The sequence below is a fragment of the Sporosarcina ureae genome, assembly GCF_002082015.1.
Taxonomy (GTDB): Bacteria; Bacillota; Bacilli; order Bacillales_A; family Planococcaceae; genus Sporosarcina; species Sporosarcina ureae_A.
This window is the reverse complement of the sequence record NZ_CP015109.1, coordinates 731803-755815: the sequence shown is the minus strand read 5'-3', so window position 1 is coordinate 755815 and position 24013 is coordinate 731803. Positions and strand designations below refer to the sequence as shown.

28 protein-coding genes and 1 riboswitch are annotated in these 24013 nt (G+C 41.4%); of the genes, 20 read left to right on the top strand and 8 right to left on the bottom strand.

The features are described 5' to 3' along the window. Positions 1-9: 9 nt before the first annotated feature. The 4 genes from SporoP17a_RS03710 to SporoP17a_RS03695 all read left to right on the top strand — a co-directional run bounded on the left by SporoP17a_RS03710 (position 10) and on the right by SporoP17a_RS03695 (position 2576). Positions 10-759 (top strand): FixH family protein, encoded by a 750-nt coding sequence (locus SporoP17a_RS03710; protein WP_083032597.1) that lies wholly within the window; start codon positions 10-12, stop codon positions 757-759. Between the two features lie 122 nt (positions 760-881). Continuing rightward, a complete protein-coding gene (locus SporoP17a_RS03705; RefSeq protein WP_083032594.1) occupies positions 882-1214 on the top strand; it encodes an ASCH domain-containing protein in 333 nt (110 codons plus the stop codon). Positions 1215-1222: 8 nt separating this feature from the next. After that, on the top strand, positions 1223-1663 hold the full coding sequence (locus tag SporoP17a_RS03700; protein ID WP_083032591.1) for a hypothetical protein: 441 nt from the start codon (positions 1223-1225) through the stop codon (positions 1661-1663). Between the two features lie 127 nt (positions 1664-1790). After that, positions 1791-2576, top strand: coding sequence for a MetQ/NlpA family ABC transporter substrate-binding protein (locus tag SporoP17a_RS03695; protein WP_167693371.1), 786 nt, complete (start codon positions 1791-1793; stop codon positions 2574-2576). 50 nt (positions 2577-2626) lie between these two features. Here SporoP17a_RS03695 and yfkAB read toward each other — a convergent pair whose 3' ends face one another. Continuing rightward, entirely contained in the window at positions 2627-3730 is a 1104-nt protein-coding gene (gene yfkAB, locus SporoP17a_RS03690; RefSeq protein WP_083032586.1) for a radical SAM/CxCxxxxC motif protein YfkAB, read from the bottom strand. 21 nt (positions 3731-3751) lie between these two features. Next, positions 3752-4726, bottom strand: a complete 975-nt coding sequence (locus SporoP17a_RS03685; RefSeq protein ID WP_083032583.1) for an SEC-C metal-binding domain-containing protein — start codon at positions 4724-4726, stop codon at positions 3752-3754. Between the two features lie 215 nt (positions 4727-4941). Between SporoP17a_RS03685 and SporoP17a_RS03680 the strand changes: the two genes are divergently transcribed. From SporoP17a_RS03680 to SporoP17a_RS03645, 8 genes are read left to right on the top strand one after another with little or no spacing between them, the layout of a single operon-like run. After that, a complete protein-coding gene (locus SporoP17a_RS03680; protein WP_083032580.1) occupies positions 4942-5361 on the top strand; it encodes a hypothetical protein in 420 nt (139 codons plus the stop codon). An 8-nt stretch (positions 5362-5369) separates the two neighbouring features. After that, positions 5370-5831: a hypothetical protein gene (locus SporoP17a_RS03675; RefSeq protein ID WP_083032578.1), complete on the top strand. Its 462-nt coding sequence runs from the start codon at positions 5370-5372 to the stop codon at positions 5829-5831. Positions 5832-5861: 30 nt separating this feature from the next. Continuing rightward, a complete protein-coding gene (locus SporoP17a_RS03670) occupies positions 5862-6440 on the top strand; it encodes an SCO family protein (RefSeq protein ID WP_083032575.1) in 579 nt (192 codons plus the stop codon). 33 nt (positions 6441-6473) lie between these two features. Then, on the top strand, positions 6474-7205 hold the full coding sequence (locus SporoP17a_RS03665; RefSeq protein ID WP_083032571.1) for a hypothetical protein: 732 nt from the start codon (positions 6474-6476) through the stop codon (positions 7203-7205). Continuing rightward, positions 7195-7485 carry a hypothetical protein gene (locus SporoP17a_RS03660; protein ID WP_083032567.1) on the top strand — a complete coding sequence of 97 codons (291 nt, stop codon included), beginning with the start codon at positions 7195-7197 and terminating at the stop codon, positions 7483-7485. Before SporoP17a_RS03665 ends, SporoP17a_RS03660 begins: the two co-directional genes overlap by 11 nt. A gap of 15 nt (positions 7486-7500) precedes the next feature. Continuing rightward, positions 7501-7788: a hypothetical protein gene (locus SporoP17a_RS03655; RefSeq protein ID WP_083032564.1), complete on the top strand. Its 288-nt coding sequence runs from the start codon at positions 7501-7503 to the stop codon at positions 7786-7788. A 17-nt stretch (positions 7789-7805) separates the two neighbouring features. Beyond that, on the top strand, positions 7806-11447 hold the full coding sequence (locus SporoP17a_RS03650) for a copper oxidase (RefSeq protein ID WP_083032561.1): 3642 nt from the start codon (positions 7806-7808) through the stop codon (positions 11445-11447). A 25-nt stretch (positions 11448-11472) separates the two neighbouring features. Continuing rightward, positions 11473-12192 carry a hypothetical protein gene (locus tag SporoP17a_RS03645; RefSeq protein ID WP_029052775.1) on the top strand — a complete coding sequence of 240 codons (720 nt, stop codon included), beginning with the start codon at positions 11473-11475 and terminating at the stop codon, positions 12190-12192. A 43-nt stretch (positions 12193-12235) separates the two neighbouring features. Here SporoP17a_RS03645 and SporoP17a_RS16690 read toward each other — a convergent pair whose 3' ends face one another. The 3 genes from SporoP17a_RS16690 to SporoP17a_RS03630 form a co-directional block, all read right to left on the bottom strand. Continuing rightward, a complete protein-coding gene (locus tag SporoP17a_RS16690) occupies positions 12236-12670 on the bottom strand; it encodes a hypothetical protein (protein WP_156890517.1) in 435 nt (144 codons plus the stop codon). 279 nt (positions 12671-12949) lie between these two features. Next, positions 12950-14665 (bottom strand): phosphoenolpyruvate--protein phosphotransferase, encoded by a 1716-nt coding sequence (gene ptsP, locus SporoP17a_RS03635; protein ID WP_083032555.1) that lies wholly within the window; start codon positions 14663-14665, stop codon positions 12950-12952. Continuing rightward, positions 14665-14931 (bottom strand): HPr family phosphocarrier protein, encoded by a 267-nt coding sequence (locus SporoP17a_RS03630; protein WP_083032553.1) that lies wholly within the window; start codon positions 14929-14931, stop codon positions 14665-14667. The genes ptsP and SporoP17a_RS03630 overlap by 1 nt, the downstream gene beginning before the upstream one ends. A 117-nt stretch (positions 14932-15048) precedes the next feature. On the opposite strand from SporoP17a_RS03630, the gene SporoP17a_RS03625 reads away from it, so the two are divergent. The 4 genes from SporoP17a_RS03625 (at position 15049) to SporoP17a_RS03610 (ending at position 19236) form a co-directional block, all read left to right on the top strand. Beyond that, a complete protein-coding gene (locus tag SporoP17a_RS03625; RefSeq protein WP_083032551.1) occupies positions 15049-15801 on the top strand; it encodes a DeoR/GlpR family DNA-binding transcription regulator in 753 nt (250 codons plus the stop codon). After that, a complete protein-coding gene (gene pfkB / locus SporoP17a_RS03620; RefSeq protein ID WP_083032549.1) occupies positions 15798-16712 on the top strand; it encodes a 1-phosphofructokinase in 915 nt (304 codons plus the stop codon). The genes SporoP17a_RS03625 and pfkB overlap by 4 nt, the downstream gene beginning before the upstream one ends. Positions 16713-16728: 16 nt before the next feature. Next, positions 16729-18636: a PTS fructose transporter subunit IIABC gene (locus tag SporoP17a_RS03615; RefSeq protein WP_083032547.1), complete on the top strand. Its 1908-nt coding sequence runs from the start codon at positions 16729-16731 to the stop codon at positions 18634-18636. Positions 18637-18858: 222 nt separating this feature from the next. After that, entirely contained in the window at positions 18859-19236 is a 378-nt protein-coding gene (locus SporoP17a_RS03610) for a PH domain-containing protein (protein WP_083032544.1), read from the top strand. Positions 19237-19292: 56 nt separating this feature from the next. Here the strand turns inward: SporoP17a_RS03610 and SporoP17a_RS17100 are convergent, their stop codons facing one another. After that, on the bottom strand, positions 19293-19418 hold the full coding sequence (locus SporoP17a_RS17100) for a hypothetical protein (RefSeq protein ID WP_255407670.1): 126 nt from the start codon (positions 19416-19418) through the stop codon (positions 19293-19295). Between the two features lie 83 nt (positions 19419-19501). Here SporoP17a_RS17100 and SporoP17a_RS03605 point away from each other — a divergent pair, with 83 nt between their 5' ends. Next, complete coding sequence (locus tag SporoP17a_RS03605) at positions 19502-20020, top strand: hypothetical protein (RefSeq protein ID WP_083032541.1); 519 nt, start codon at positions 19502-19504, stop codon at positions 20018-20020. Positions 20021-20294: 274 nt separating this feature from the next. Here the strand turns inward: SporoP17a_RS03605 and SporoP17a_RS03600 are convergent, their stop codons facing one another. Together SporoP17a_RS03600 and SporoP17a_RS03595 are read right to left on the bottom strand one after the other, a co-directional pair. Continuing rightward, positions 20295-20612 carry a DUF3784 domain-containing protein gene (locus SporoP17a_RS03600; RefSeq protein WP_083032538.1) on the bottom strand — a complete coding sequence of 106 codons (318 nt, stop codon included), beginning with the start codon at positions 20610-20612 and terminating at the stop codon, positions 20295-20297. Between the two features lie 85 nt (positions 20613-20697). Further along, on the bottom strand, positions 20698-21861 hold the full coding sequence (locus SporoP17a_RS03595) for an MFS transporter (RefSeq protein WP_083032535.1): 1164 nt from the start codon (positions 21859-21861) through the stop codon (positions 20698-20700). 52 nt (positions 21862-21913) lie between these two features. Continuing rightward, positions 21914-22013: riboswitch (purine riboswitch) on the bottom strand. Between the two features lie 217 nt (positions 22014-22230). Between SporoP17a_RS03595 and SporoP17a_RS03590 the strand changes: the two genes are divergently transcribed. From SporoP17a_RS03590 to SporoP17a_RS03580, 3 genes are all read left to right on the top strand, one after another. Continuing rightward, entirely contained in the window at positions 22231-22452 is a 222-nt protein-coding gene (locus tag SporoP17a_RS03590) for a DUF2829 domain-containing protein (RefSeq protein ID WP_029052786.1), read from the top strand. A 56-nt stretch (positions 22453-22508) separates the two neighbouring features. Then, the gene (locus tag SporoP17a_RS03585) at positions 22509-23264 is read left to right on the top strand and encodes a 3-oxoacyl-ACP reductase (RefSeq protein WP_083032532.1); all 756 of its coding nucleotides are present in this window, start codon (positions 22509-22511) and stop codon (positions 23262-23264) included. Positions 23265-23418: 154 nt separating this feature from the next. Beyond that, the gene (locus SporoP17a_RS03580) at positions 23419-23934 is read left to right on the top strand and encodes a QueT transporter family protein (protein WP_083032529.1); all 516 of its coding nucleotides are present in this window, start codon (positions 23419-23421) and stop codon (positions 23932-23934) included. Positions 23935-24013: the final 79 nt, after the last annotated feature.

The following is a 24013-nucleotide window of genomic DNA, read 5'->3' as shown; positions in this document are numbered from 1 at the left end:
AATGAAAAGATGAAACGTTTCGGAATGTTTGTAATGAGTACGGCAATGATTGGTATTCTCGCTGGGTGTGGTCAAGACAAGAAGGTACCGACGGAAGCTGTTTTACCTGAACCAATTGAAGTTGAACTTACAGTACCTGAACAAGGAAATGTGGATGAACCGGTAACGATCACTACGCTCGTGACACAAGGTGAAGAATATGTAGATGATGCATCAGAAGTAGAGTATGAAATTTGGGAAGAAGGCAAGAAAGAAGATAGCATTCATGTAGAAACAACCAATGATAAGGAAGGTATTTATTCAGCAGAAAACACATTTGAGACTGACGGGTTGTATCACGTGCAAGTTCACGTTACTGCACGGGGCATGCACGTCATGCCTGAAAAGCAAATTCAGATTGGAGAAGCTACTCAGCAACCGGACGAACACGAAAGCGCACAAGAAGGTCAACATCATGAACATGGTGATGGAGTAGAAGGGCTTTCTATTAACTTCATGCAACCTGAGGAAGCAAAAGCAATGACAGATACAGAGTTGATGACGCATGCGCAGCTCGACGGCGAAGCAATTAAGGCACAGGTCCGTTATGAAATCATCTCTGCAGACAAAGAAACTACATGGGTAGATACGGATGAATCCAAGCCTGGTGAATATACAGCAAATTATCAATTCCCTAAAGCAGGCAGTTATCAAGTGATTATCCATATCGAAAATGAAGATATTCACGAGCACGAAGAACATACAGTAGAAGTAAAATAAGTACCATCCCTCGTCACTCCGGTGGCGAGGGTATTTTATTGGGAAGTAAAAGCTGTAATTCAGTGGTGAAAAAGGTTACACTAGTACAAGAGTAAGATTAACCAATCAAGAGGAGTGTTAGCATGACAAATTATCCGAAAAAAACATGTTCCATAGAAAGACTCGTAACCATTCCGGAAGATGTTCAAAAAGTACTTAACGGTGAAAAGTGGGCGACTAGACGTAATGGTGTCTATGCATACCCAGGCGAAACGATGATGTTAGAAGGTAAAGAGTTTAAAATTGAAAAATTATACGAACAAACACTCGGAGAACTAACAGATGAAGACGCCAAATCAGAAGGTCATACAACAGTTGAAGAATATAAACAGGCGATGTTGTCGATCCATGACAAAATGCCTTGGCTTCCTAAAATGAAAGTTTGGGTGCACGAATACAGCCCAACTCAGAAATAATCTTTTAAATGAACTTTTATTACGGAGCGATTGTCTTTGCACACGTAGTCTCGGCTGTAATTTCAGTAGGACCTTTATTTCTCTTGCTGCCATTAATACGCCGGCTACGTTCTGCTAAAGCAGAAGCAGAAGATATCTATCTGGCGATTATCCGAGTCATTATACGACTCGTTATGCATTCAGGCCATGTGCTTGTTGTGTCCGGTATCCTACTGATTTTATTTGGTCCGTGGCCATGGCACACTTCGTGGGTTGTTCTCACAATAGGCGTCATGTTGCTGTCCGGATTCTTCCTGGCTACCGGTTTTTCCTCTGTATTGAAGAAATTCCATGAGTCAGGCAATGACAGGGATGCCGTAGTCAATAAATTGCAACGCACTGCTTGGATCTATATTGGATTGCTTATGGTGATGCTTTGGCTTATGGTACAAAAACCGGCAGTCTGGTAAAATTACATAGCGAGCAAAAAGATGTGTACAATGTTGCACATCTTTTTAATTTCAAGATTTGGTTTGACAGTGAAAATTACAGCGAATATGATGAAGATAGCAGTTTTTTGAAAGGAACGATATGAAGATGAAAATGAAAGTACTCGGTCTGATGATGATCGTTGGATTGTTATTAACAGCATGCAGTCCGACAGGCAGCAATGAAACGATAAAAATGGGTACAACAGCAGGAATTTATTCAAAAGTCATCGATCAGGCACTAAAACCGGCACTTGAAGAACAAGGTTACAATGTAGAAGTCGAATCATATGTGGATTTAATTGAGCCGAATAAAGATCTGGCTGATGGCAAAATAGATGCCAACATGAACCAACAACAAATTAGTCTCAATCAGTTTAACGAAGAATATGATTTGCCTATAGTTGCTTTGACAGAAGTTCCAAGCGTTGGTCTTGGCTTGTACTCCAACTCGTTGACATCGATGGATGATATACCTAATGGTTCATGGATTACCATTCCGAATGATGAACTCGGTACGGCTCGAGCATTACGCTTCCTTGAACAGCAGGGGTTAATTTCGTTAGATCCAGGCGTCTCAACTTATGCGGTTACAGAAAAGCACATTGAGAGTAATCCAAAAAACCTGAATATCCAACCTATCTTGATTGCCCAACTAATTCCATCCATGGCAAGTGGTGATTTGGCGATTATTCCAGACAACTATGTCATGGTCAATGAAATGGAATTGGAAGACGCCCTTGCGCATGAACAGCTTGGTGAAGAATTGCAATATATTGTTGCGGTCAAAGAAGAAGATCGTGAAAAGGATTTTGCCGTAGCGATTAAAGAAGCTGTCGCATCAGAGAAATTCCAAGAAGCAATCGAAGAACATTTCCAAGGCTTTGGAAAATGAAAACCACGTATGGACTCAACTATGAGCCCTACGTGGTTTTTTCATCTTACTTATCTTTGCTGTCGCTTCAAAAAATCTATATTTTGATAATAAGCATCTTTAACGAGTAAATTGGGTCCGAGACAACGCACTGCAGGACAGTGACAACTCACGCTTTTCGCTAGCGCGTGTTGTTGCCATTTATCGTATAAATCGGTCAAATGATCGGTTTGAATATTCCCTAGTGGGGGGACATCTCCAAAATCTGTTACGATCACGTCACCGGTAAACATATTGACATTCAACCGGGACCGTCCATCTGGATCATTCCGTACTGTGACATTTTCACTTGCTGCAAGTTTAGCGAATAATTCATGGTCTCTCGCGTCATTACTGCAATGATAAAATGGCAATGTACCAAACAACATCCAAGTTTGTGGATTACGATATGACAGCAAATCGAGCATTGCTGTACGTGTTTCGTCTAAAGTTAACACATCTAGTGAGGATGCAAAATCGCTAGGGTACATAGGGTGTATTTCGTGCCGTCCGCATTTCATCTCATGGACGATTTGTTCGTGAATCGTCTGTAAATGAGGTAATGTTCTGCGGTTCAGCATCGTTTCCGCTGAAACCATGACACCCATTTCCGATAGCGCGCGGCTGTTTTCGATCATTCGAGCGAATTGTGCTGCACGACGTTCACGTGGCGGCTTGCGTTCCATCCGAGCGAACCCACCGTCTATGAAATCATCCACTGTACCCCAGTTATGTGAAATATGCAGGACATTCAAATACGGTGCAATTACTTCATACCGTTCAATAGGCATAGTTAGGTTTGAATTCATCTGCGTCTGAACTCCGCGCGCATGTGCATACTGCAATAACGGTACGACATACTGCTCAACAGATTTCTTCGAAAACATCGGCTCGCCACCTGTTAAGCTAATCGTCCGCAAGTGGGGGATCTCATCCAATTTCTGTAACAACAGCTCAATCGGTAATGCTTGTGGATCTTTCGGTTGTAGCATATATCCAACCGCGCAATGTTCACAACGCATATTGCATAAATAGGTCGTCGTGAATTCAATACTCGACAGAATTTGTTTACCGTGCAAGTCTACATCTTCATACGCTTCCCATGCATCTGATAAACGGGAATGTGATAGTACCATGTTCGTAACTCCTTATATCAATTAATTTTTGTCGCGAGCATATTCCGCTAGATCTTTCGCATATTTACTCATAGAAGAAGTAGAAACATCAAACGCTTCTGCAATTTCTTTTAATGTCATATCAAGTGGTTCGAAAAATGTATTCTCTTGTCCATAGCGGATTGCACCTGCCGCGATGGCGAGTTTCTTACGCGCTTTTGGCTGCTCATCTACTAAGAAGTCTTCGAGCACTTCCAGTAACGCTTTCGATTCTCGGTTATGTTGCATTAAAAATTCATTAGCTGACTCGATAACGCCTGCTTCAAATTCCGTAAACTCATCTCCGGTATAGCCACTTTCTCCAAGCGCAATCCAGAATTCCATGATCGAGTCTTTTAGAGAAGGATTTTCTGTATCCGCAAGTGATTTAGCAAACTTTTTAATTGCTTCCGAATGATCAGTCGGGAAGAAAATTAAACTTGAAACTGCTAGATAATTACCTTCAGACGTCCCATCGGAAAGTATGAAGCAATAGAAGTGCACACCAACGGGAACAGGCTTATCACTTTCTTTCCACAATTCTATTGTTTCATCACCCAGAATACTTGTAGCTGTTAAATATGTATCTCCGACAGCGGTTACTTCACCAACAAAAACTCGCGGCTCTGACCATCTATCAAGTAGTTCCAGAATAGATGGGCGAATATGCTTCTTTTTCTGCTTTGCCAAATAGTCGTCCCAAATATCTCTCCGCTGATGAAAGAAGAATTCGTCAAGTGCAATCGTTTCAATCATTTCTTGTGGTAAATAACTATTTAGTGAAGACTTCCATGTATTTGCGAATTCCACGAACGCCGGTACATCAGGTCGCTCTGGATGAATATCATAAAACGTTTGCAATAAGTGCTCCATTTCATCAGTCAATAAATCTTCAACTGTCACCGCATCTTTTCGTTCACAACACTTTTTATATTTCTTGCCACTGCCACATGGACATGGATCGTTACGTCCAACCATAAAAACACTTCCCTTATTAAAATTACTACATCTCTAAGTGTACCAAACGTGAAGCGAGTTCGCATGATATTTGTGTGATGAGTAATCGGCAGTGAAATCTTCGCTTATTGTTTACTAAATAGTGGAATTAAAAGGATGCAGCCCAATTCCCCCTAATATTTGACAGACAAGTTACATTTGTCTCAATTCTTCCATATGCTATTTCGAGGTGACCTATGGAACAGTCGATCTTGCTGTTTTTATTGTATGCAGACATCTGTTTGATCATTGGCTTTTATATGTACATTCGAAAAATGAGGAAATTGATTGGTTTTCATTTAGGTATGAATATGAGCATGGTTATGGGCGGGATGGCTGCTTTATTGTTTGGAATCATATTAATCACGCATATGCCGTTTCACTTTACGTATATTACATTACTCTCGGCAATTATCGGAGGAGCAGTTGGAGCTTGGTTTGGCTTGTTGATTGATTATCAGACGTTTGTGACTGGTTTGACAAATGGTCTGATTGTCGGGCTAATGGCACCAATGATTGGAACGGTTTTGGAGATGCAAATGCTGTTTATCTGGTTTCTACATGCTTTCTTCATCGGTAGTTTAGGTGTTTTGTTCATTTCTATTAAAAGGGCGTGAAGGGGGCTATGCTACTTATCATCTTGCTGTTGATGTGGTGTGTTGGTGAAATATTAGTCAACTATCGAGTAGTGAGGAAAAAAAGATTGTTGTTTGACGACCGATTCACAAAAACGATTTGTATGGCAATTGCGTCCATTTCTTCCTTCGCAACAGCATTGTACTTCGAATTATTGTTACCGGAAGATCAAATCGCTACTTATTTATTGCCCGTATTTCTAGGAGTGTTTATCGGTTGGCAATTCGGCTCGCTTATTAAAGCACCAGCTTCATTAAATGGTCTATATAACGGCGTGATAGGAGGTGTCATGGGTATGATGCTTGGTGCAGTGTTGAAAAATCCTGCGCTTTGTAATATACCCCTTGACTCTAATTCATTGATTGCGAGTAATCTTTTCACCATCACTATATTTATTGCCTTTTCTCATTCGTTGGTTTGTTTCTTCATCCGCCGTTCTATGAGAGGGTGAAGATCATTTGGGCAGGAGAGGAGAACAGTAGTGAAAAAGTTCATCATCATATTGATGTTGCCAATATTTTCCGTGTTTATATACGCCGTGTGGTCAAAGGCAGTGGAACTACCGAAAATTGGGGAAGTAACGGAATGGCCGTTTACAGAAGTGGGTGGGAACGAGACAAACTTCCAGGGCAAACCGAAGCTTGTCACATTTTTCTACACAAAGTGTCCCGATGTTTGTCCGACTACAATGTGGGATCTAACCGCTTTGCAGGAGGAAATGGAAGGTAGAGGAATCACCCAAGATAAGTACTTTATTATAGCGATCACCGTGGATCCTGAATACGATACGAAAGAAAAAATAGTGCGTTACAAAGAATTATTTAATATCGAAGACCCTAACTGGTTGTTTTTCAGAGGTACAGAAGAATCGACTAAAGAGTTCTCAAAATACCTAAATTTTTATTACGACAAAAATGAAGATGGATTCGTTACGCATTCGACGTCTATGTATATTGTTGATGATCAGGATTTGATACGAGCACACCATAATATGGCGACAAGGAATAATAAAGTAGAAATAAAAGAAATCGCTAATCATTTACAACAACTCATCAAATAGATCTAGCAGTACTTTGGGAATGGTAGTAAGGAGGTGAACCTTATAAAGCAATTTCATAGAAATCCTGCTTTTTCCTCGCCAACGAGTAACGGACCGGAAGAACAAACTAGAGTTTTGACAGATTATATCGGCCAGAAAAATTTATTTAAGATAGCTGGAATTCATGAACCTCTCAGGAAATCATTAACACTCAAAAAGTTTTTCAAAGGCAAACGAAATCAGCAAGTTGTCATTACGTCACTCGATGAGATGGACGGCTGTTTGGAAACAGAAGGTAAAGTCGCAGCAATCGGCAGAGATTTTGTCATGCTGACGAATCTACAGAAACGAATATGGATCCCCTACACTTATATTGAAACAGCAAATATCCCATTTGGTTTTCCTTCCTATTCCAATACGCATCAGCATCACCTGTATGATAATCAGTTGCAAAAAAATCTTACACTTCGATTTGGCGAAACGGTTAACAAAAGAGAAACACTCGTCCAACAGTTTTTTGAAGAATCCTTTCGGACCAACTTTCTTTCATGGAAAGGTACGAGAGTGGAAGCCGTTTTGAGTAATGAAACCGTAAGCGGAAAGATCATGAATACGACAAAGAGCGAGTTACTGCTTACGAGCTTCGGCGCAGTACGCAAGATTCCTTTAGTGGAAATTCGCATTGTATCTACTCTCTCTCTAGTTTCCTTTTGGAAAAAAGAGATGAGAACGTTGCTCCAATCATTTGGTGGAAAAGTTAGAGGAGGCAGAAATAGTGAAAAATGAAGAAAAGATTCAATCCTATGATTTCTCAGGATTGATAGATCAGGAAGTTCTTATCATTACAAAGGCAGTGCAGCTTAATCTACTAGGCCAAGTATTCCGTCCAATTTTTTGCGGTACAGTTTCTGAAGTGGGTCTAGGGCATCTAACCTTAACGCCAGTTACAGTCAAAATGGTGAATGCTCCTTTTTATAAGTTCCCGACACCACTGAGTATACCTTTGGAGAAAATCGTGTCATTTACGACAGAAGTACCTTGTGATCTAGTCTTTCCGTTAACTTAAAAAGGAGTTGAATGCATGACGCAGCAAAATGAATGTCAGCCAATCAATATTGTTCGGGAAGAGGGAATCGTTGTCCACTTTAGCCAGAACATAGGCAAAAAAGTATTGATCCTGACGGAAGCCTTTCCGTTTATGTTCATAGGGGAAATTATTAGTGTAGTGGATGATATTGTGGAAATGAAAGTTCAGACAACATCTATCCCGGCATTGGAAGGGAAAACATGGTTTGTTCATATAGACACCATTGAAGTATTCTATATCGAAACAGAAAATGGAGTGCCAATCCCGGAATTAAAAGAGTAGAAGATGAGGTGAAGTGAGTGAAAAGACGCTACCACGTAGTAGCCATTCCTATACGGATTGTCCTAAACACATTTGGGGATCACAATCCGAATGGCATGATGTATGTATTGAAGGAAAACGAAGAAAAAGTGAAGCAACTCGTAAAGAAAAACCCTTTTATGCCTGTTGATCTCGTTCAACCGCTCTTTATCCGGGCGAATGAAGGAGATGTCGTGGAAATACTGTTTGAAAATAAACTCCCATTCCATGCAGGTATGCATTTTCAGGAAGCAGAATACGATGTTTGCCAATCGGATGGAGCGAATGTTGGGTTCAATAAGGAAACGACTGTAGCGCCATGTGAGAAAATCTTATATAAGCTGCATTTGATGAAAGAAGGAAATTATTACTTCTCTGATCTAGGAAATGTCTCGAGTGACGAGAACGGTTCCAATTCAAATGGTCTGGTAGGGGGCTTATGTGTGCAAAGCCGTTTCTCCTGGTGGACCGATCCTGAAACAGGCAAGCCAATAAACAGCGGACAATATGCGGATGTCCATCATCCCTTATTGCCTTCGTTTCGTGAGTATGTATGGATGTTTACAGATGAAATGGAAGTAGATGATTTAACTGGTAATACGCCAATCAATCATTTCTCCAATCAAGAAGTAGAGTCATTCCATGGTGCTAATTACCGCTATGAGCCAGAAAACAGACGAGAACAATTAGTCGCAGAAGGCGTCGTCTGTCCAAACTGTGAGGGAGAAGAGGTACACCATGATTCATGGGTATTCGGAGACCCATCGACTCCGATTCTGCGGGGGTATGTCGGGGACCCTGCAAAAATCCGGCTATTTCATGGCGGCGTGAAAGAAACGCATGTATTCCACTATCACGTACACCAATGGTTCAGTGATCCAAGTGATTTGGCTTCTGAAATTTTCGATGCGCAGGCCATTAGTCCGCAAAGTCATTACACGATTCAGCCACTATACGGTCTTGGCAGCTTGCACGGCTCTTTCGGTGATGCAGTCATCCACTGTCACCTTTATCCACATTTCGCTGCAGGGATGTGGGGAATGAATCGTGTCTTTAATACTCTTCAAGAAGGCAACCAGTGCTATCCGAATGGTGTTCCGATCAAGGCACTTAAGCCACTACCGGATAGACCGGTGCCGCCAAAACCAACTAAACAGAAACCTGGATTCCCGAATTTTATTCCAGGAAAAGTCGGTTTGAAAGCACCTCGTCCACCAATGAGTATTGTTGGAGGTAGAGGGTTGACTGAACTTGAGAGAAATGCTGCAATTGCAAATCCTAGACCGGGTGCAGTTTTTACCGACCCGTGTCCTGAAGGTGTACCCGTAAAGGAGTTCAATATCTCCTTAATTGAGATTCCGCTTATTTATAACCGAGAAGGTTGGCATGATCCGACTGGACGAATATTTGTGCTGGATGAAGATTTGGACGATATTTGTTCAGGAAAGAAAGCACCGGAACCGCTCGTCATCCATGCATCCAGTAATACGCGCTATGAAATCAATTTCACAAACCGTTTGCCGCATATCTTGGATGGTGACGCATTCCAATTAGTTACGCGAACTTACGAGGCGGGTTTGCACATCCACTTTGTGAAGTTCGATGTGCTCGTAAATGACGGTGGAAATATCGGATGGAACTATGATTCATCCGTTCTATCCGGTGAAACGATTCGATACTCATATTATGCAGATGTTGAGCTTAAAGCATGGTTTTTCCATGATCATATATTCCCGTCAGCCCATCAACAGCACGGCGTCTTCGGTTCCGGTGTCGTCCATCCGCGCTTTTCTGAATATTTCGATTCCACGACTGGAGAAGAAGTGGATCAGGGGACGGAAATTACTGTTACCAATCCACTAATTCCCGATTATAGAGATTTTGCGATATTTGCACAGGACTTCACACATTTATTCAACAAAGATGGTAAACCATTAGCACCTCCGCCATTCCCGGGCTCACCAGATGATCCAGGACTGTTTGGAGTGAACTATAAAAATGAACCGTTGCAATTCCGTTTAGGCAAGGACTGCGATCCCGCCTATAGTTTCAGTTCTTATGTAAAAGGCGATCCTATTACACCGATCTTTAAAGCCTATGAGGGAGATTCCATCAGAATCCGGCTGCTACAAGGGGCACAGGAAGAATCCCATAGTTTTAATGTGCATGGTCTACGTTGGCCGAATGAGCGCGGAGATCTAAATTCCAGGTTGGAAAACCAGCAGCATATAGGAATATCCGAATCATTTACGATGGAGATGAATGTACCGCGGTCAGGTGATTATTTATGGACATTTGAAACGGAGGAGGACTTATGGAATGGGTTATGGGGGCTGATTCGGGCATTTGATGAAAAAGTGCCTGAACTGATCAAACTGCCAGATCGGCCTGAACCGAAAGAGCGTTCAACACCTTTGCCAAAATGTACAGGTAGCAAACCTCCATCAGCGGCGGATCCAACTATAGAGATAGTAGAGGGCCCTCTGCGAAAGTACGATGTTGTAGCCTTTCAAACCTCGATCAAGTATAACTCGTTCGGTGATCATGATCCGGACGCCATCATCTTTGCGTTGCGTGAGGATATGGAGGCTATACAGAACGGCAAGAAAGAACCAGTACCGCTCATCTTACGTGGCAACGTGGGGGACACTGTCGATGTTACGTTAACTAGCTATCTGAAACCAGAGCTGTTTCCTTTCAAGGACGGAATCTATCCGTATCCGATTGTGAAGGAGCAAGCATTTTATCCACCATCTTTACGTATCTCACTTCATGCTCAATTACTTGATTATGACGTTAAGACGTCTGCAGGAGAGACAGTTGGATTCAATGGCGATCAAACAGTTGGTCCAGGTGAGTCTAGGACGTATCGCTGGTATGTCGATTCTGCGGTCGGTGTGTGCGGTATGTGGGATATGGCGGATATCCGCAACCATCGTTCGCAAGGCGCATTTGGAGCGTTCATTGCTGAGCCGAGGGGAACCGAATATTTGGATCCGTATACACTGGAGCCAGTCACGATAGGAGCGAATGTTATCTTGCGCAATCCCTACTTGCCGGATACGAGAGAATTCGTGATTGTGATGCATGATGGTGTCAGGCTACTTGATCAAAACAATCAAGTCATTTTCGATCCAGTGGACGGTATTTTGCTGGCTCCGCCTGAGATAGACGAGGATTTGCTAGATACGTATGATCAAGGGTCGCGAGGCTTTAACTATCGAAGCGAGCGGCTGATCAATCGTTATCGACAACATGCAAAAATCCATGATGTATTCAGTTCAGATGTTTTTGGCGACCCATCCACTCCAGTTTTCGAAAGCTATGTGGGGGACCCGGTAACAATACGATTAGTCACACCGGCTGAAAGACGAAGATCGCACACATTCCATCTGCATGGTCACCGTTGGAAATTTGATTCCAAAGATATTTATTCACGAACAGAATCATATGTCGGATTTAACGTTGCGGGTGCTAAAAGAAATTTGCAACTGCTTGGCGGTGCAGGAGCTTATAACGGATTCTCGGGCGATTTCATGTATCGATCAGGAAACATTCGCTGGGATATCGAGCAAGGGATGTGGGGGATCATGCGGGTGTTCGAAGAGCTTAAAAAACATCTCCCAAAACTAGATCAATAGTTTGTGAAGGAACGGGGGTGTGAAAATGGGTAAAAAGAGAATAAAGAAAAAACAAATGAAAAAGCAAATGGAAAAGCAAATCGAAAAACAGGATTTTTTCATCCCGAAAAAATGCTGTCCTAGCCGGGCAGAGAATCCGGAATTGCCATCTCCAGAAAGCTGTCTTCCTCCTGAAAAGCGTGAGGAAGTAGACAAGAAAATCGCAGAAGCCAATAGATTATTACTGGATCTGGCACTTGACGATAACCGATCCGTTCAAGAAACGTATCAACGGGCGTTTGACGGTTTGATTGGTCTGGAAGTAGAGATAATAAATCCTTTAGATGAAACGCTTTCCGGAGTAGTGGTGATGGCGGCATTTGATTTCATCCTGTTAAGGCGAGACGATTATAAAATCATCGTGCCATATGAACAGATTGAATCGGTCAAATCCTCGGGCTGCTATGCTGAACTAGTACCGGAGGCCAATTTACTGAATATCGGTCCACGTTTACGTAGGAAGTTGACATTTCAGTTTGGAAAAGTTGTCGGCTCTTCTCCAGAGCTTATTCAGCTATTCTTCAAAATTCCGTTAGCAGTGTATCTGCTGTTGTTTGAAGAGCAAACTATAAAAGTTCGAGTGGGACGGTCACTAATTGAAGGGGTACTAGTGGATGTGAATAAAGAGTCCATTGTACTGGAGTTGAATAAAGAAAAAAGTATCATCGCCATTGGAAATATTGGCCACATCGTGGTAGATAAATAAAAAATCAGTCCCTATAATTGGAGACTGATTTTTTATTACTATACTACCTGCATGGGTTCTTGGAATGGCAACATCCTAGGGTCTTGATTTGTGAAATCTTGTCGATTGGTAAAATCAAAGTATTACCGATTGGATGTTCTACTTTCTTTTGTTTCTTTCCTTTTTTATCAGCAGTACAACCACAGTCTGCGGGCAATTCGCCTGGTTTCCCGTTCACGAATATCTCGACAAAGTTAGAGCCGACAAAAGTAATAGTACCCTTTACAATTTCTTCTTCCATTTGGAACTCCACCTCACAACAAACCATTTGGCGCAAACGGAAGTTAAGACCGTCTTGCAAACCGCCTAAACGGACCATGAAGCACGGATTACATAAGTCTTTTCTACAACGGGTACAGTATTTGGCACCACATTTTTTTTGGGGGCACTTCTGACAGTAATTGTGTTCTCCACATTTACAATGATTTTCTTTTTTCAAAGCATTCACCTCCCACCGCTCTTTGTAGTATATGAATATCTGATGCTTGGGAGATGATGTAACAACCTAATGAAGTTGTATTATCTAAAAATTGACTAATTAAAATATATAGTGGATGTATTTCGACTAACCAGCCACACACTTCCTTTTCAATTATAAGGCTAAGCGTACAAAAAGAGAGTCAAGTTCGCATGATATTTGTGTGGAGTAACAATGTTGGAGAAATTAAAAACCACTTTTTGAATCATCTAGATTCAGAGAGTGGTCCATTACGTAGTATTAGCTATCCAAACTCTTGATGAATTGCAATACTTCATCCGCGGTAGATAGGGAAAGAATATGATCTATCTGATTTTCTAAGGTGGCCTTAGATAGTTTCTGGATTTGTGAACGTGCACGAAGTATCGAGGATGCACTCATGGAAAACTCATCCAATCCCATCCCGAGTAGTATAGGAATTGCCGTTTCGTCACGAGCCATTTCTCCACACATTCCTACCATCTTACCTTCTTTATGAGCTGCATCGATAATCATTTTTATAAAGCGTAAAATAGATGGATTATATGGCTGGTAGAGGTACGAAACGTGTTCATTCATCCGATCAGCAGCCATCGTATATTGAATTAAATCATTTGAACCAATTGAGAAGAAATCTACTTCCTTTGCAAATATGTCAGCCAATATAGCTACAGCTGGTGTTTCAACCATAATTCCGAGTTGAATCGTCTCGTTCACGTCAATTTTTTCACTGATGAGTTGTTGCTTTACATCTAAGAATATTTCTTTTGCTTGCCTGAATTCATCAATCGTTGTGATCATCGGAAACATGATCCGCAAGTTTCCATATATACTGGCACGCAATAAAGCGCGTAACTGTGTTCTGAACATCTCTTCGTGATCGAGACATAGACGGATAGCACGTAGCCCTAAGAATGGATTGGCTTCATGCGGAAGCTGTAAGTAAGGTAATTCTTTGTCACCACCAATGTCTAGAGTCCGGACAATGGTAGCTTTTCCATTCATTTGTTCTAGCACGCTTTTATAGGCTTCGAACTGTTCATCTTCGGTTGGGAATTGTTCTTTTCCCATGTAAAGAAACTCCGTGCGGAATAAACCAATCGCTTCTCCACCATTTTTTAAGACACTTTCAACATCGTCGGGTGTCCCAATATTTCCTGCTAATTCAACGCGATGACTATCAAGCGTAATGGCGGGCTCATTCGCAAGTAATTGCCATTCTGCCTTTTGTTTAGCAAATGCATGCTGTTTTTCTTGATAAGCGACTAATGTTTCTGCGTCAGGGTTCACAATAACTCTCCCAGCTTCCCCGTCTACAATAATGATTTCGCCGTTTTGAATCGTAGCCATTGCAGTTTTACTTCCAACAACAGCTGGAATTTCTAGTGTTCTCGCTAAAATAGCAGAGTGAGAAGTAGGACCCCCAATATCCGTCACGAAACCTTTAATTAGTTCAGGATTCAGTTGAACAGTGTGAGAAGGCGTCAAGTCTTCCGCAATGATGACGACCTCTTGCGTAATAGCTTTGGGTGATTGAATGCTGACTCCGAGCAAATGGGAAAGGATTCGTTTCGTCACATCCCGAATATCAGCAGCGCGTTCTCTCATATATGGATCATCCATCGCTTCGAACATTGAAACGTATAAGTTTGCTGCCTCTTGTACTGCATACTCGGCGTTTACGTGTTGCGTCTGAATGGTATCTGTAATAGCGGCGCTTAAATCTGGATCGTCGAGAACAAGTAAATGTGCACTGAAAATAGCTGCTTCCTGTTCACTGAACTTTTCCTGTGTCTGTCTCTGAATAGTCGTCAATTCTGATCGGGAATGAGAGAGTGCGCTTTGCAGACGATCTATCTCTGCTGACACGTCTGAAATGGATTCCTTCAGTACAGTCAACTCAGCATTTTCTAGACGAAAGGCTTTGGCGATAGAAATACCATTGGAGGCTGGTATGCCCTGAAGGATCTTTTCCATTAGTCTTCTGCGCCTTCAGATCGTAATAATTCCTCCAGCTTATTCATCGCTTCTCCTTCATCCTCACCATCCGCAATCACCGTGATTGTAGATCCTGCAGCGACACCAAGTGACATCACACCAAGAATAGATTTTAGGTTTACTTTCTTTTCTTTATACTCAAGTGAAAGTTCTGATTTGAAAGGAGTGGCGGCAGCGACCAATTGGGAAGCTGGACGTGCGTGAAGACCTTCACCATTGCTAAATACGAATTGTTTTTTTATCATTACGAAAACCTCCTGTAGTTTGCTTTGAATGTTTTTGACTGCTTATGAATGATTATGATAGATTTTATTGAATAATTCAAGTAATATGGTGTTATTGATAGAAAAGGTGGGGGGCACATGCTGACAAATGAACGATTTGAATTAATTTTGAATAAATTAGCTACTCATAAAACAGTGAAGATTACAGAATTAATAGAAGCAACCGATGCATCTGAATCTACCATCCGACGAGATTTAACTGAACTTGAAACGCTCAATAAACTTCAACGTATTCACGGCGGAGCCACGTTGCCAGATCGAGACATGCAAGAACTAAGCATTTCAGCCAAGTCAGAAAAATATTTTTCAGAAAAGGTAAAAGTTGCTTCCTTGGCAGCAAGTATAGTCAAAGAAGGGGATTTCATCTATCTAGATGCGGGTACTACTACGTTTCAAATGATACCTTTTCTAAAAGACCGTAATATAACGGTTGTAACAAATGGGCTGACTCATGTTGAATCATTAACTGAGCAAGGCATTTCCTCTTATTTAATAGGAGGTTATGTCAAAGCTACAACAGGTGCACTTGTAGGACAACAAGCTAGGAACTCATTGAAACAATATCATTTCAATAAATGTTTTTTAGGTACGAATGGAGTTGACCCTGTTCATGGGTATACGACTCCAGACCCTGATGAGGCAACTGTCAAAAGTTTGGCAGCAGAGCAATCCAGAACTACTTATATAGTGGCGGATCATTCCAAAGTGAAAAAAAGTAGTTTTATTAAATTTTTATCTATAGAAGAGGCAGTCTTGCTGATTGATGAATTGCCAGACGACATTCTACATGAACTGGAAGAGAAAACGTTAGTAAAGGTGGTGCAGAAATGATCTTCACATGTACATTCATGCCGACAGTAGACTATACCGCGTATTTATCCAATTTTGAGCGTGGAGAACTGAATCGTACAAATGAAGTGTATTATTATCCAGGCGGAAAAGGTATTAACGTATCACGGGTAGTTCACAGACTAGGTGCAGAAACAGTGGCATGCGGTTTCATTGGTGGTTTCACAGGAGACTATATTGAGGACTTTTTGCAAAAAGAAGGAATAAAAACCGATTTTATTCGCACGGCAGATATTACTCGAATCAATGTGAAAATTAAATCGACTGAAGAAACGGAATTAAATGGGCCTGGTCCAATTTTAAATGAAAAGAATTTTCAGGGGCTTCTTGAACGAATCAGTCGACTAACAGAAGACGACTGGTTAGTGATCGCAGGTAGAATTCCAGCCTCTTTACCTTCGTCGTTCGTATCCGAGCTTGCTACACTTTGTGAAAAAAATAAAGTGAGGCTCGTAGTGGATACATCAGGACCTGCATTGAAACAGATTATGGAAATAACTAAGCCATTCTTGATCAAGCCGAATGAACAGGAACTTGGAGAATTGGTTGGCAAGACCATTCATAGTAAACAAGAGGCAGTTGGCTATGCCAAAAAATTAGTAGGTGAAGGTATTCAACATGTAGTGATATCGATGGGTAAGGAAGGGGCACTCTATGTATCAGCTACAGAAACATTGGCAGCTACTGCGCCGAAGGGGAAGCTCGTCAATTCAGTAGGTGCGGGGGATTCACTAGTATCAGGTTTTATCGCATCCTACTCTACAGATGGACATGCAGAAAATGCTTTCAGATATGGAGTTGCTAGCGGAAGTGCTACCGCTTTCCAGTCCGATTTATGTAAAAAGGAAGATGTTGAGTCATTATTGAGTCAAGTGATCATTACGAAACTATAGGAAGAGGTGCTATTCTATGAAAATCACACAATTATTGACAGAGGATACAATCAATCTTCATTTGCAGTCTAGGTCGAAGGATGCGGTCTTATCTGAACTGGTTCAGCAGTTACATGATGCTGGGAAATTACGTGACAAAGAACAATTCACCAATGATATTCTGAATCGGGAAAGTCAAAGTACGACGGGTATTGGTGAAGGAATTGCTATTCCACACGCGAAGTCAGCTGCTGTTCAGGCGCCTGCTATCGCGTTTGGGCGTTCTACTGAAGGTATAGACTATGACTCGCTTGACAGCCAACCGGCACATTTGTTTTTCATGATTGCAGCAAGCGAAGGGGCTAACGACGACCATTTAGATGCACTGTCTAGACTTGCGACATTTTTGATGGATACTTCATTTCGTGAAAAAATCTTGTCAGCACAATCAGCAGCGGACGTATTGCAAGCAGTCAATGATAAAGAGTCGGAATTGGATGATGAAGTAACAGAAGAAGTACAAGCACCTAAAGAAGAGAAATCAACTGTCCGTTTGCTAGCGGTTACGGCTTGTCCGACTGGAATTGCGCATACGTATATGGCTGCAGAAAAATTGAATGAGAGAGCAAAAGAACGTGGCCTTTCATTGAAAGTAGAAACGAACGGTTCATCCGGTGTGAAGAATAGATTAACAGATGCAGAAATTGCAGAAGCTGATGCCATTATTGTGGCAGCTGATACGAAAGTGGAGATGGCTCGATTCGCTGGAAAACATGTGATCCAGACGAAAGTCGGAGATGCTATCTATGAAACGGATGCATTACTGGATAGAGCGATTAAAAAAGATGCACCGATTTATGAGTTGGAAAAAGGTCAGGTAGATACTTCATCGAGTGACAAGAAGAGTGGTTTTTATAAGCATTTGATGAACGGTGTATCAAATATGCTTCCATTCGTTGTCGGTGGTGGGATTTTGATAGCGCTCTCTTTCTTCTGGGGAATCGAATCGTCTAATCCAGACAGTCCTGAATATAATGCCTTTGCAGCTATGCTTAACACTATAGGTGGCGGAAAAGCATTCTTCCTCATGGTTCCTGTGTTGGCTGGCTTCATAGCTTCAAGCATAGCTGATCGACCTGGTTTTGCTCCCGGTATGATAGGGGGGCTGATCGCCATCACGGTTTCAGGTGTAGATGAAGTGGGTGGCGGTTCAGGATTTTTAGGCGGTCTTATTGCAGGGTTTTTAGCAGGGTATATCACTTTACTTGTTAAGAAATTATTTGCTCGTTTACCTAATTCATTAGAAGGCTTAAAACCCGTGCTGTTTTATCCGGTTTTCAGTATTGCAGCGACAGGAATAATTATGTTGCTTATCAATCCACAATTGGCCAAGCTATACACTGGATTTTCCGCTTTCCTTGAAGGGATGGGCGGTACGAATCAAATTTTAGTTGGTTTAGTTATTGGTGGAATGATGGCTGTGGATATGGGTGGACCGGTCAATAAAGCGGCATACACATTCGGTATTGCCATGCTAGATGCACAGAATTTCCAATTTATCGCAGCAGTAATGGCAGGTGGGATGGTACCACCGCTTGGTATGGCGATCGCGACAACGTTATTTAAAAATCGTTATACAAAGACAGAGCGTGAAGCAGGGAAAACGGCGTATGTGCTCGGTGCCTGCTTCATAACGGAAGGTGTTATTCCATTTGCAGCAGCTGATCCATTGCGTGTCATTCCGGCTTCCGTAATAGGGGCAGCGACAGCAGGTGCACTTACGATGGCATTTGATATCGCCTTACGCGCACCACACGGAGGAATCTTCGTCATGGGACTCGTTGAAGGTGGAATCAGTAAAATTCTACTGTATGCACTCGCAATAATTATTGGTTCTGTTATTACAGGCTTAATTGCCGGCATGTTGCGTAAGAAGCCTGCTTGATCAAAATTTGTATATCTATTATAAGCTGTCCATGTAAAGTCATCAGTTGACATAACATGGCCAGCTTTTTACTTTTTCTATCCAATTTTATAGCAACATGGTAAACTATTCAGACTGTATACATTCGCATGAACTAGAATACCATTACTAGTACAAAGTATGAAAGATTTTCTACGTGTATTGTGATGTGAGGAAAACTATATAGAAAAGGGGAATAATTGAATGGGATTATTTGATGCGCTTTTAGGAAATGCTTCCGTCGTAAACAACGATGAAGTGAGGAAAGAACTAGACTTGATCTTGGCAGAAGGCGAAGAAGTGGAAGCCGCGTTTAAGCTAGTGCGAGATTTAATCGTATTCACGAAAACACGATTAATACTCGTAGACAAGCAAGGTATCACAGGAAAGAAAGTGGAATACCATTCCGTCCCATTCAAAAGTATCTCTCATTATAGTGTAGAAACTGCAGGTACATTTGATATGGATGCGGAATTGAAAATTTGGATATCAAGCTCACTGACTCCGCATATTGAAAAACAGTTTAGAAAAGATAAAGCTATTTATGATATCCAGAAAATATTAGCTACGGTTTGTGTTTAATGTACATCTTATTTAAAGAAGTGGTACTTTCTGTAATAGAAAGTACCACTTCACCATTATTTCGTTTTAGGTGAATTAACATTTTCATACGCAACGAGCGTTACACCTAATTTATCTTCTAAGCGATTCAGTGCATGTAAATCTTCGGTACTTAATTGTGCAATCGACGTATCTTTTGTCATATACATAACTTCCTTTCACTGTTTAAGTATAAGGTGGCTGAATCGTACTAAATTATACATCCAATTGATAAGGAGGCCACGCTATGTCTCATCCAACTGTATTCGAAAACTTAAAAGTCGCATTTGAAAACCATATATATGATTTGGATAATCTGGAACAAACAGTTCATATTTTACATCGCAAAGATCAACTAGATTTAGCCGTGATGGCAAGAGAATTCACCATTCGTTTTACCAGAGTCGGCTTTCCGTCTGTCATTGTCGATCTTAAATTACATTCATCCCTTAAGGAACTGGCGGATGAAATACTTGAAATCCAAGACATGGATCCGGGCTGTACGCTTACATTACTAGTCCGCACATTTATTCAAGATGTAGATACAGAATGTGAAGAAATTGCGAGTATTCTCCGTACTGTATGGGAAAACGATATTAGTTATACACAAACACTTAGCTTCCGTCATGAACAAACAGAACCAGGGTTCATGAATAGGATCAACATTCATTTTAAACCAAAATTAATTGAAGAACATATGGGGGAAATCGGTGAATTCTTAAAAAGTGTACTGGATATGATGGAGCGAATTGGAGAAGTGTCATAAAGAAAGAAAAACGCTTCCTGCTAACGGAGCGTTTTTCAAATACTACTATAATACTGTTTGTGCAAAAGCCCAAATATAGTCTAAACCATCTTCAGATGGACGACTTGGATCACCGATCGATAGCACGCCTATTTCTGGATCTTCCACGTTTGATAAGGAACGATAAGGGATAAATTGATCATGCGTACAAAAGCGGCAAATAAGTGGAAGTTTTAAAATCGTTATACGGCTTCTAACGCTTTCAAGCTATTCTACTCGTCATTCAACACCTACCTTATTTTTTGAAACGATTACCTGTATTGACATAAATTAAGGTAAACACTAGTACTACTATGAAAAGTGCTAATCCTACAATAAAGTATACATCTTCCTCTAACAGCTCACTCACAGCGAACAAGCCGACACAAAAACTTAAAGCGAACATGATTTTCGCCATGAACTTGCATAACGCACGTTCATTAATGCGGATCTTTTTTTCGATTGGCATCGTATTATAGCCTGACAACAAGGACGCTCCTTTACCTTGCCAAAGTGCTATACCATATACAATGAATGCAATCATGATAACAATATCAAGGAGTAGGCCGGTCATAGTGATTCCTCATTTCATGACAAAGAATGGGCATCCAATAAAAAATGGAGCCAACTCTTTGACGAGTTAACTCCATTCTATCTCATTACATAGCGGTCTGCCGAGTCTTTACAGCCATCGATAAAGAGATCGCGGCACATAAGAATGCGATTATCACAATTACGCCACCAACTGCCGGCATATTTGTTACATTGCCTGTTTGACTAAAGACTACCCCGCCAACGCCAGATCCAAGCGCAATCCCGACTTGTAGCGCCGAGTTATTGAAACTCTGGTGCACATCGGAAGTTACAGGATCACTTTGGATAATATAGTCTTGCTGAGCAGGTGCTAGCGCCCAGCTTAATCCACCCCAGACCATCATGAAGATAATGAAAAGTGGAATGGAGAATGTTGAATAGGGAAGTGCAAATAAACTAATTGCAAAAGCCCCTAATATGATTAAAATGCTTCTCTTTGAGCCAAGACGTGAAGCGAGTCCGCCACCAAATGCTCCGCCTGCTACTGCTGCAAGTCCAAATAGGAAGTAGAATACACTGATCCAATAAGGGCTTAACTTCATCGTAGTCTCTAGGAAGGGGGTGAAATACGCATATACCGTATAATGTCCCGCGAGCATAAACATGGTCGCTAAATGAGCGAAAAATATCTTTTTATTAGCTAAAGCTTTAAGTTGAACGGACAATGGTTGAACTTTCGCGTTCGGTATTTTTTCGAGAAACTTTGCAATCAATACAATAGAACCTACTGTCAAGATCGCAATTCCTAAAAACACTGAACGCCATCCGAATGCGTTCGTTACTACAATCCCAATGGGTACCCCTAGAACAAGCGATGAGCTGATTCCCATGTATATATAACCAAGCGACTTAGCTCTAACACGCGGCTCAACCATTCTTGCTGTAATCGTCAACGACAGCACAATGACGAGTGCTGCACTTGCAGCTGTCAATACACGAGCAGCCATCATCAAGCCGAATGTCGGACTGAAGTACGTTAGGATGTTTCCAAGTAAGAATACGACCAAAGTAATCAAATATAATTTCTTGCGTTCCACTTTCGCGGTCAGTGACAATAATACAGGTCCTGCTACCGCGTAGACGAGAGCGAATACTGTAATGAGTTGTCCAGCCGTTGCAATTGAAACATTTAAATCATCCGCAATGACGGGCAAAATCCCGCCGACTACCAATTCTACCAGTCCTACCGTAACGGCGGATACTGCCAATAATAAAACACGTAAATCCAAAACAATTCCTCCTACTAGTGTCCCTACACTATTTTTTGAAATAGAAAAATCCCGATTACAAAAATGATTTTGTAATCAGGATTTGACGGTTCCTGGTAGAGACCCTCGAACCATATTATCGAGGTTATACATGTTGATTCCGTAATGAAATTTTCTATTGTTCAATTTATCATGGAATGTGAAATATGGCAAGTTGGATAGCAAGTTATTTATAAAAAATCTTTGATTTAACACATAGTGTAAAAAGTTATATTCATTCTGCTCCATAATCTGGTTCGAATAGTCTCGAGTTGTAAAAGACATCATAATCAAGTATACTTTTCCCGATAAACTTGTGCGAATCATGACAAAGATAAAGGATGGATATACATGACATTTGAAGAAATATTACCACGTTTGAAGGCTGGAGAGAAAGTCATACGCAGTAACTGGGGTGGAGCGGAATTATATGTGAAGCTAGTAGGAGAAAGCGAACAAGACGGTAAAAAGCTAAATCCATATTTCGTGATTGATGTAACGGGTGAAGGCTATACTATGTTCACACCAACAGTTTGCGACTTACTAGCTGAAGACTGGGTCATCGTAGAGTAAATCGGGAGAATCCAAGCTCATGAGAATTCATGAGCTTTTTTATGTGGGAGGCTATTATGAAATTTGCAGAATATGAGAAAAAGACAGTCGTAGTGACAGGTGGTGCGTCTGGGATTGGGTACGCACAGGCGGTAGCGTTTTTAGAAAATGGAGCGAATGTCTTTGCGTTTGATATAAACGAAGGGGATCTTAGGAAATTGCAACAGGAGTATCCGTCACAGTTTGCCTATGCGATTGGAAGTGTCCGTGCAAAGGACGAAGTAGCACACGCTGTCAAAGAAGCATGTAACGTGTTTGGTACAATAGATATTTTACTAAACACAGCAGGGGTGCTCGATGGTTTTGCAAAAACTCTAGACACTGATGAAGCGCTTTGGGATACAATCATGGATACGAATGTGAAAGGTACATACTTTATGACGAATGAAGTATTGCCACATATGATCGCTCGAAAGTCAGGTGTCATTGTCAATATGGCATCCATTGCAGGACTTGTGGCGGGCGGTGGCGGTGCAGCTTATACTGCATCCAAACATGCCATTGTCGGTTACACAAAGCAACTGGACATGGATTACTGCCGCGAGGGGATTCGTGCGAATGCAATTGCACCAGGCGCGATTCAGACCCCGATGAACAAGGCGGATTTTGAAGGCGATGGTGAAATGGCGAAGTGGGTAGCGGAAGAAACGCCTGCAGGCCGATGGGCACAGCCGAGTGAGGTTGCGAGCCTGACATTATACGTAGCCAGTTCCGCAGCGGATTATATTCATGGAGCGGTTATTCCGATTGACGGAGGTTGGATTGCAAAATAAAGCTTTTGTATTACAAGGAACTCTGTTATAATACCGTAGCAAGCAAATACTGTTTGCACTACGGCACTTTTGATCGAGCGATAGGCTCTTTCTTCCTTTGGTCGTAGTTATTACTGGAATAGCAACTACGCTATTTCACAAAGGAGAAAATAAAATGAGTATGTCTTTTGTTAAAGATTCACCTAAGAGTAAGAGTACGGTGAATGAACTGACAAAAACAGCGCTCGTCGCAGCTTTGTATGTGGCGGTGACGTTTGTGTTTGCAGTGATCAGTTTTGGCGCAGTCCAACTGCGTTTGTCAGAGATGTTCAACTATCTGGCTTTGTATAATAAAAGGTATGTGATCGGTGTCACACTAGGTGTCATGTTCGCAAACTTTATGTCACCCACTTGGATATTGGATGTGCCGATTGGTTCGATGGCTACGTTAGTCGCATTATTAATATGTCGTGCACTGACAAAGAAAATAAAAAACGATATCGTCAAAATGGTAATCACTGCTATTGTGTTTGCATTGTCCATGTGTGCCATTGCAGCCCAATTGACTATTATGCTTGGTTTCCCGTTCTGGGCTACTTGGCTGACAGCTGGAATTGGCGAGTTGTTATCCATGACAATTGGCGGAGTCATTATATACTCGTTGAATAAGAAAATAGATTTGTCCAAATAAAAGAGAGCATATTCGCAGACATTGTGAATATGCTCTCTTTCTTCTTTCCTAGAAATAAACTCATTACATATTGAATAGG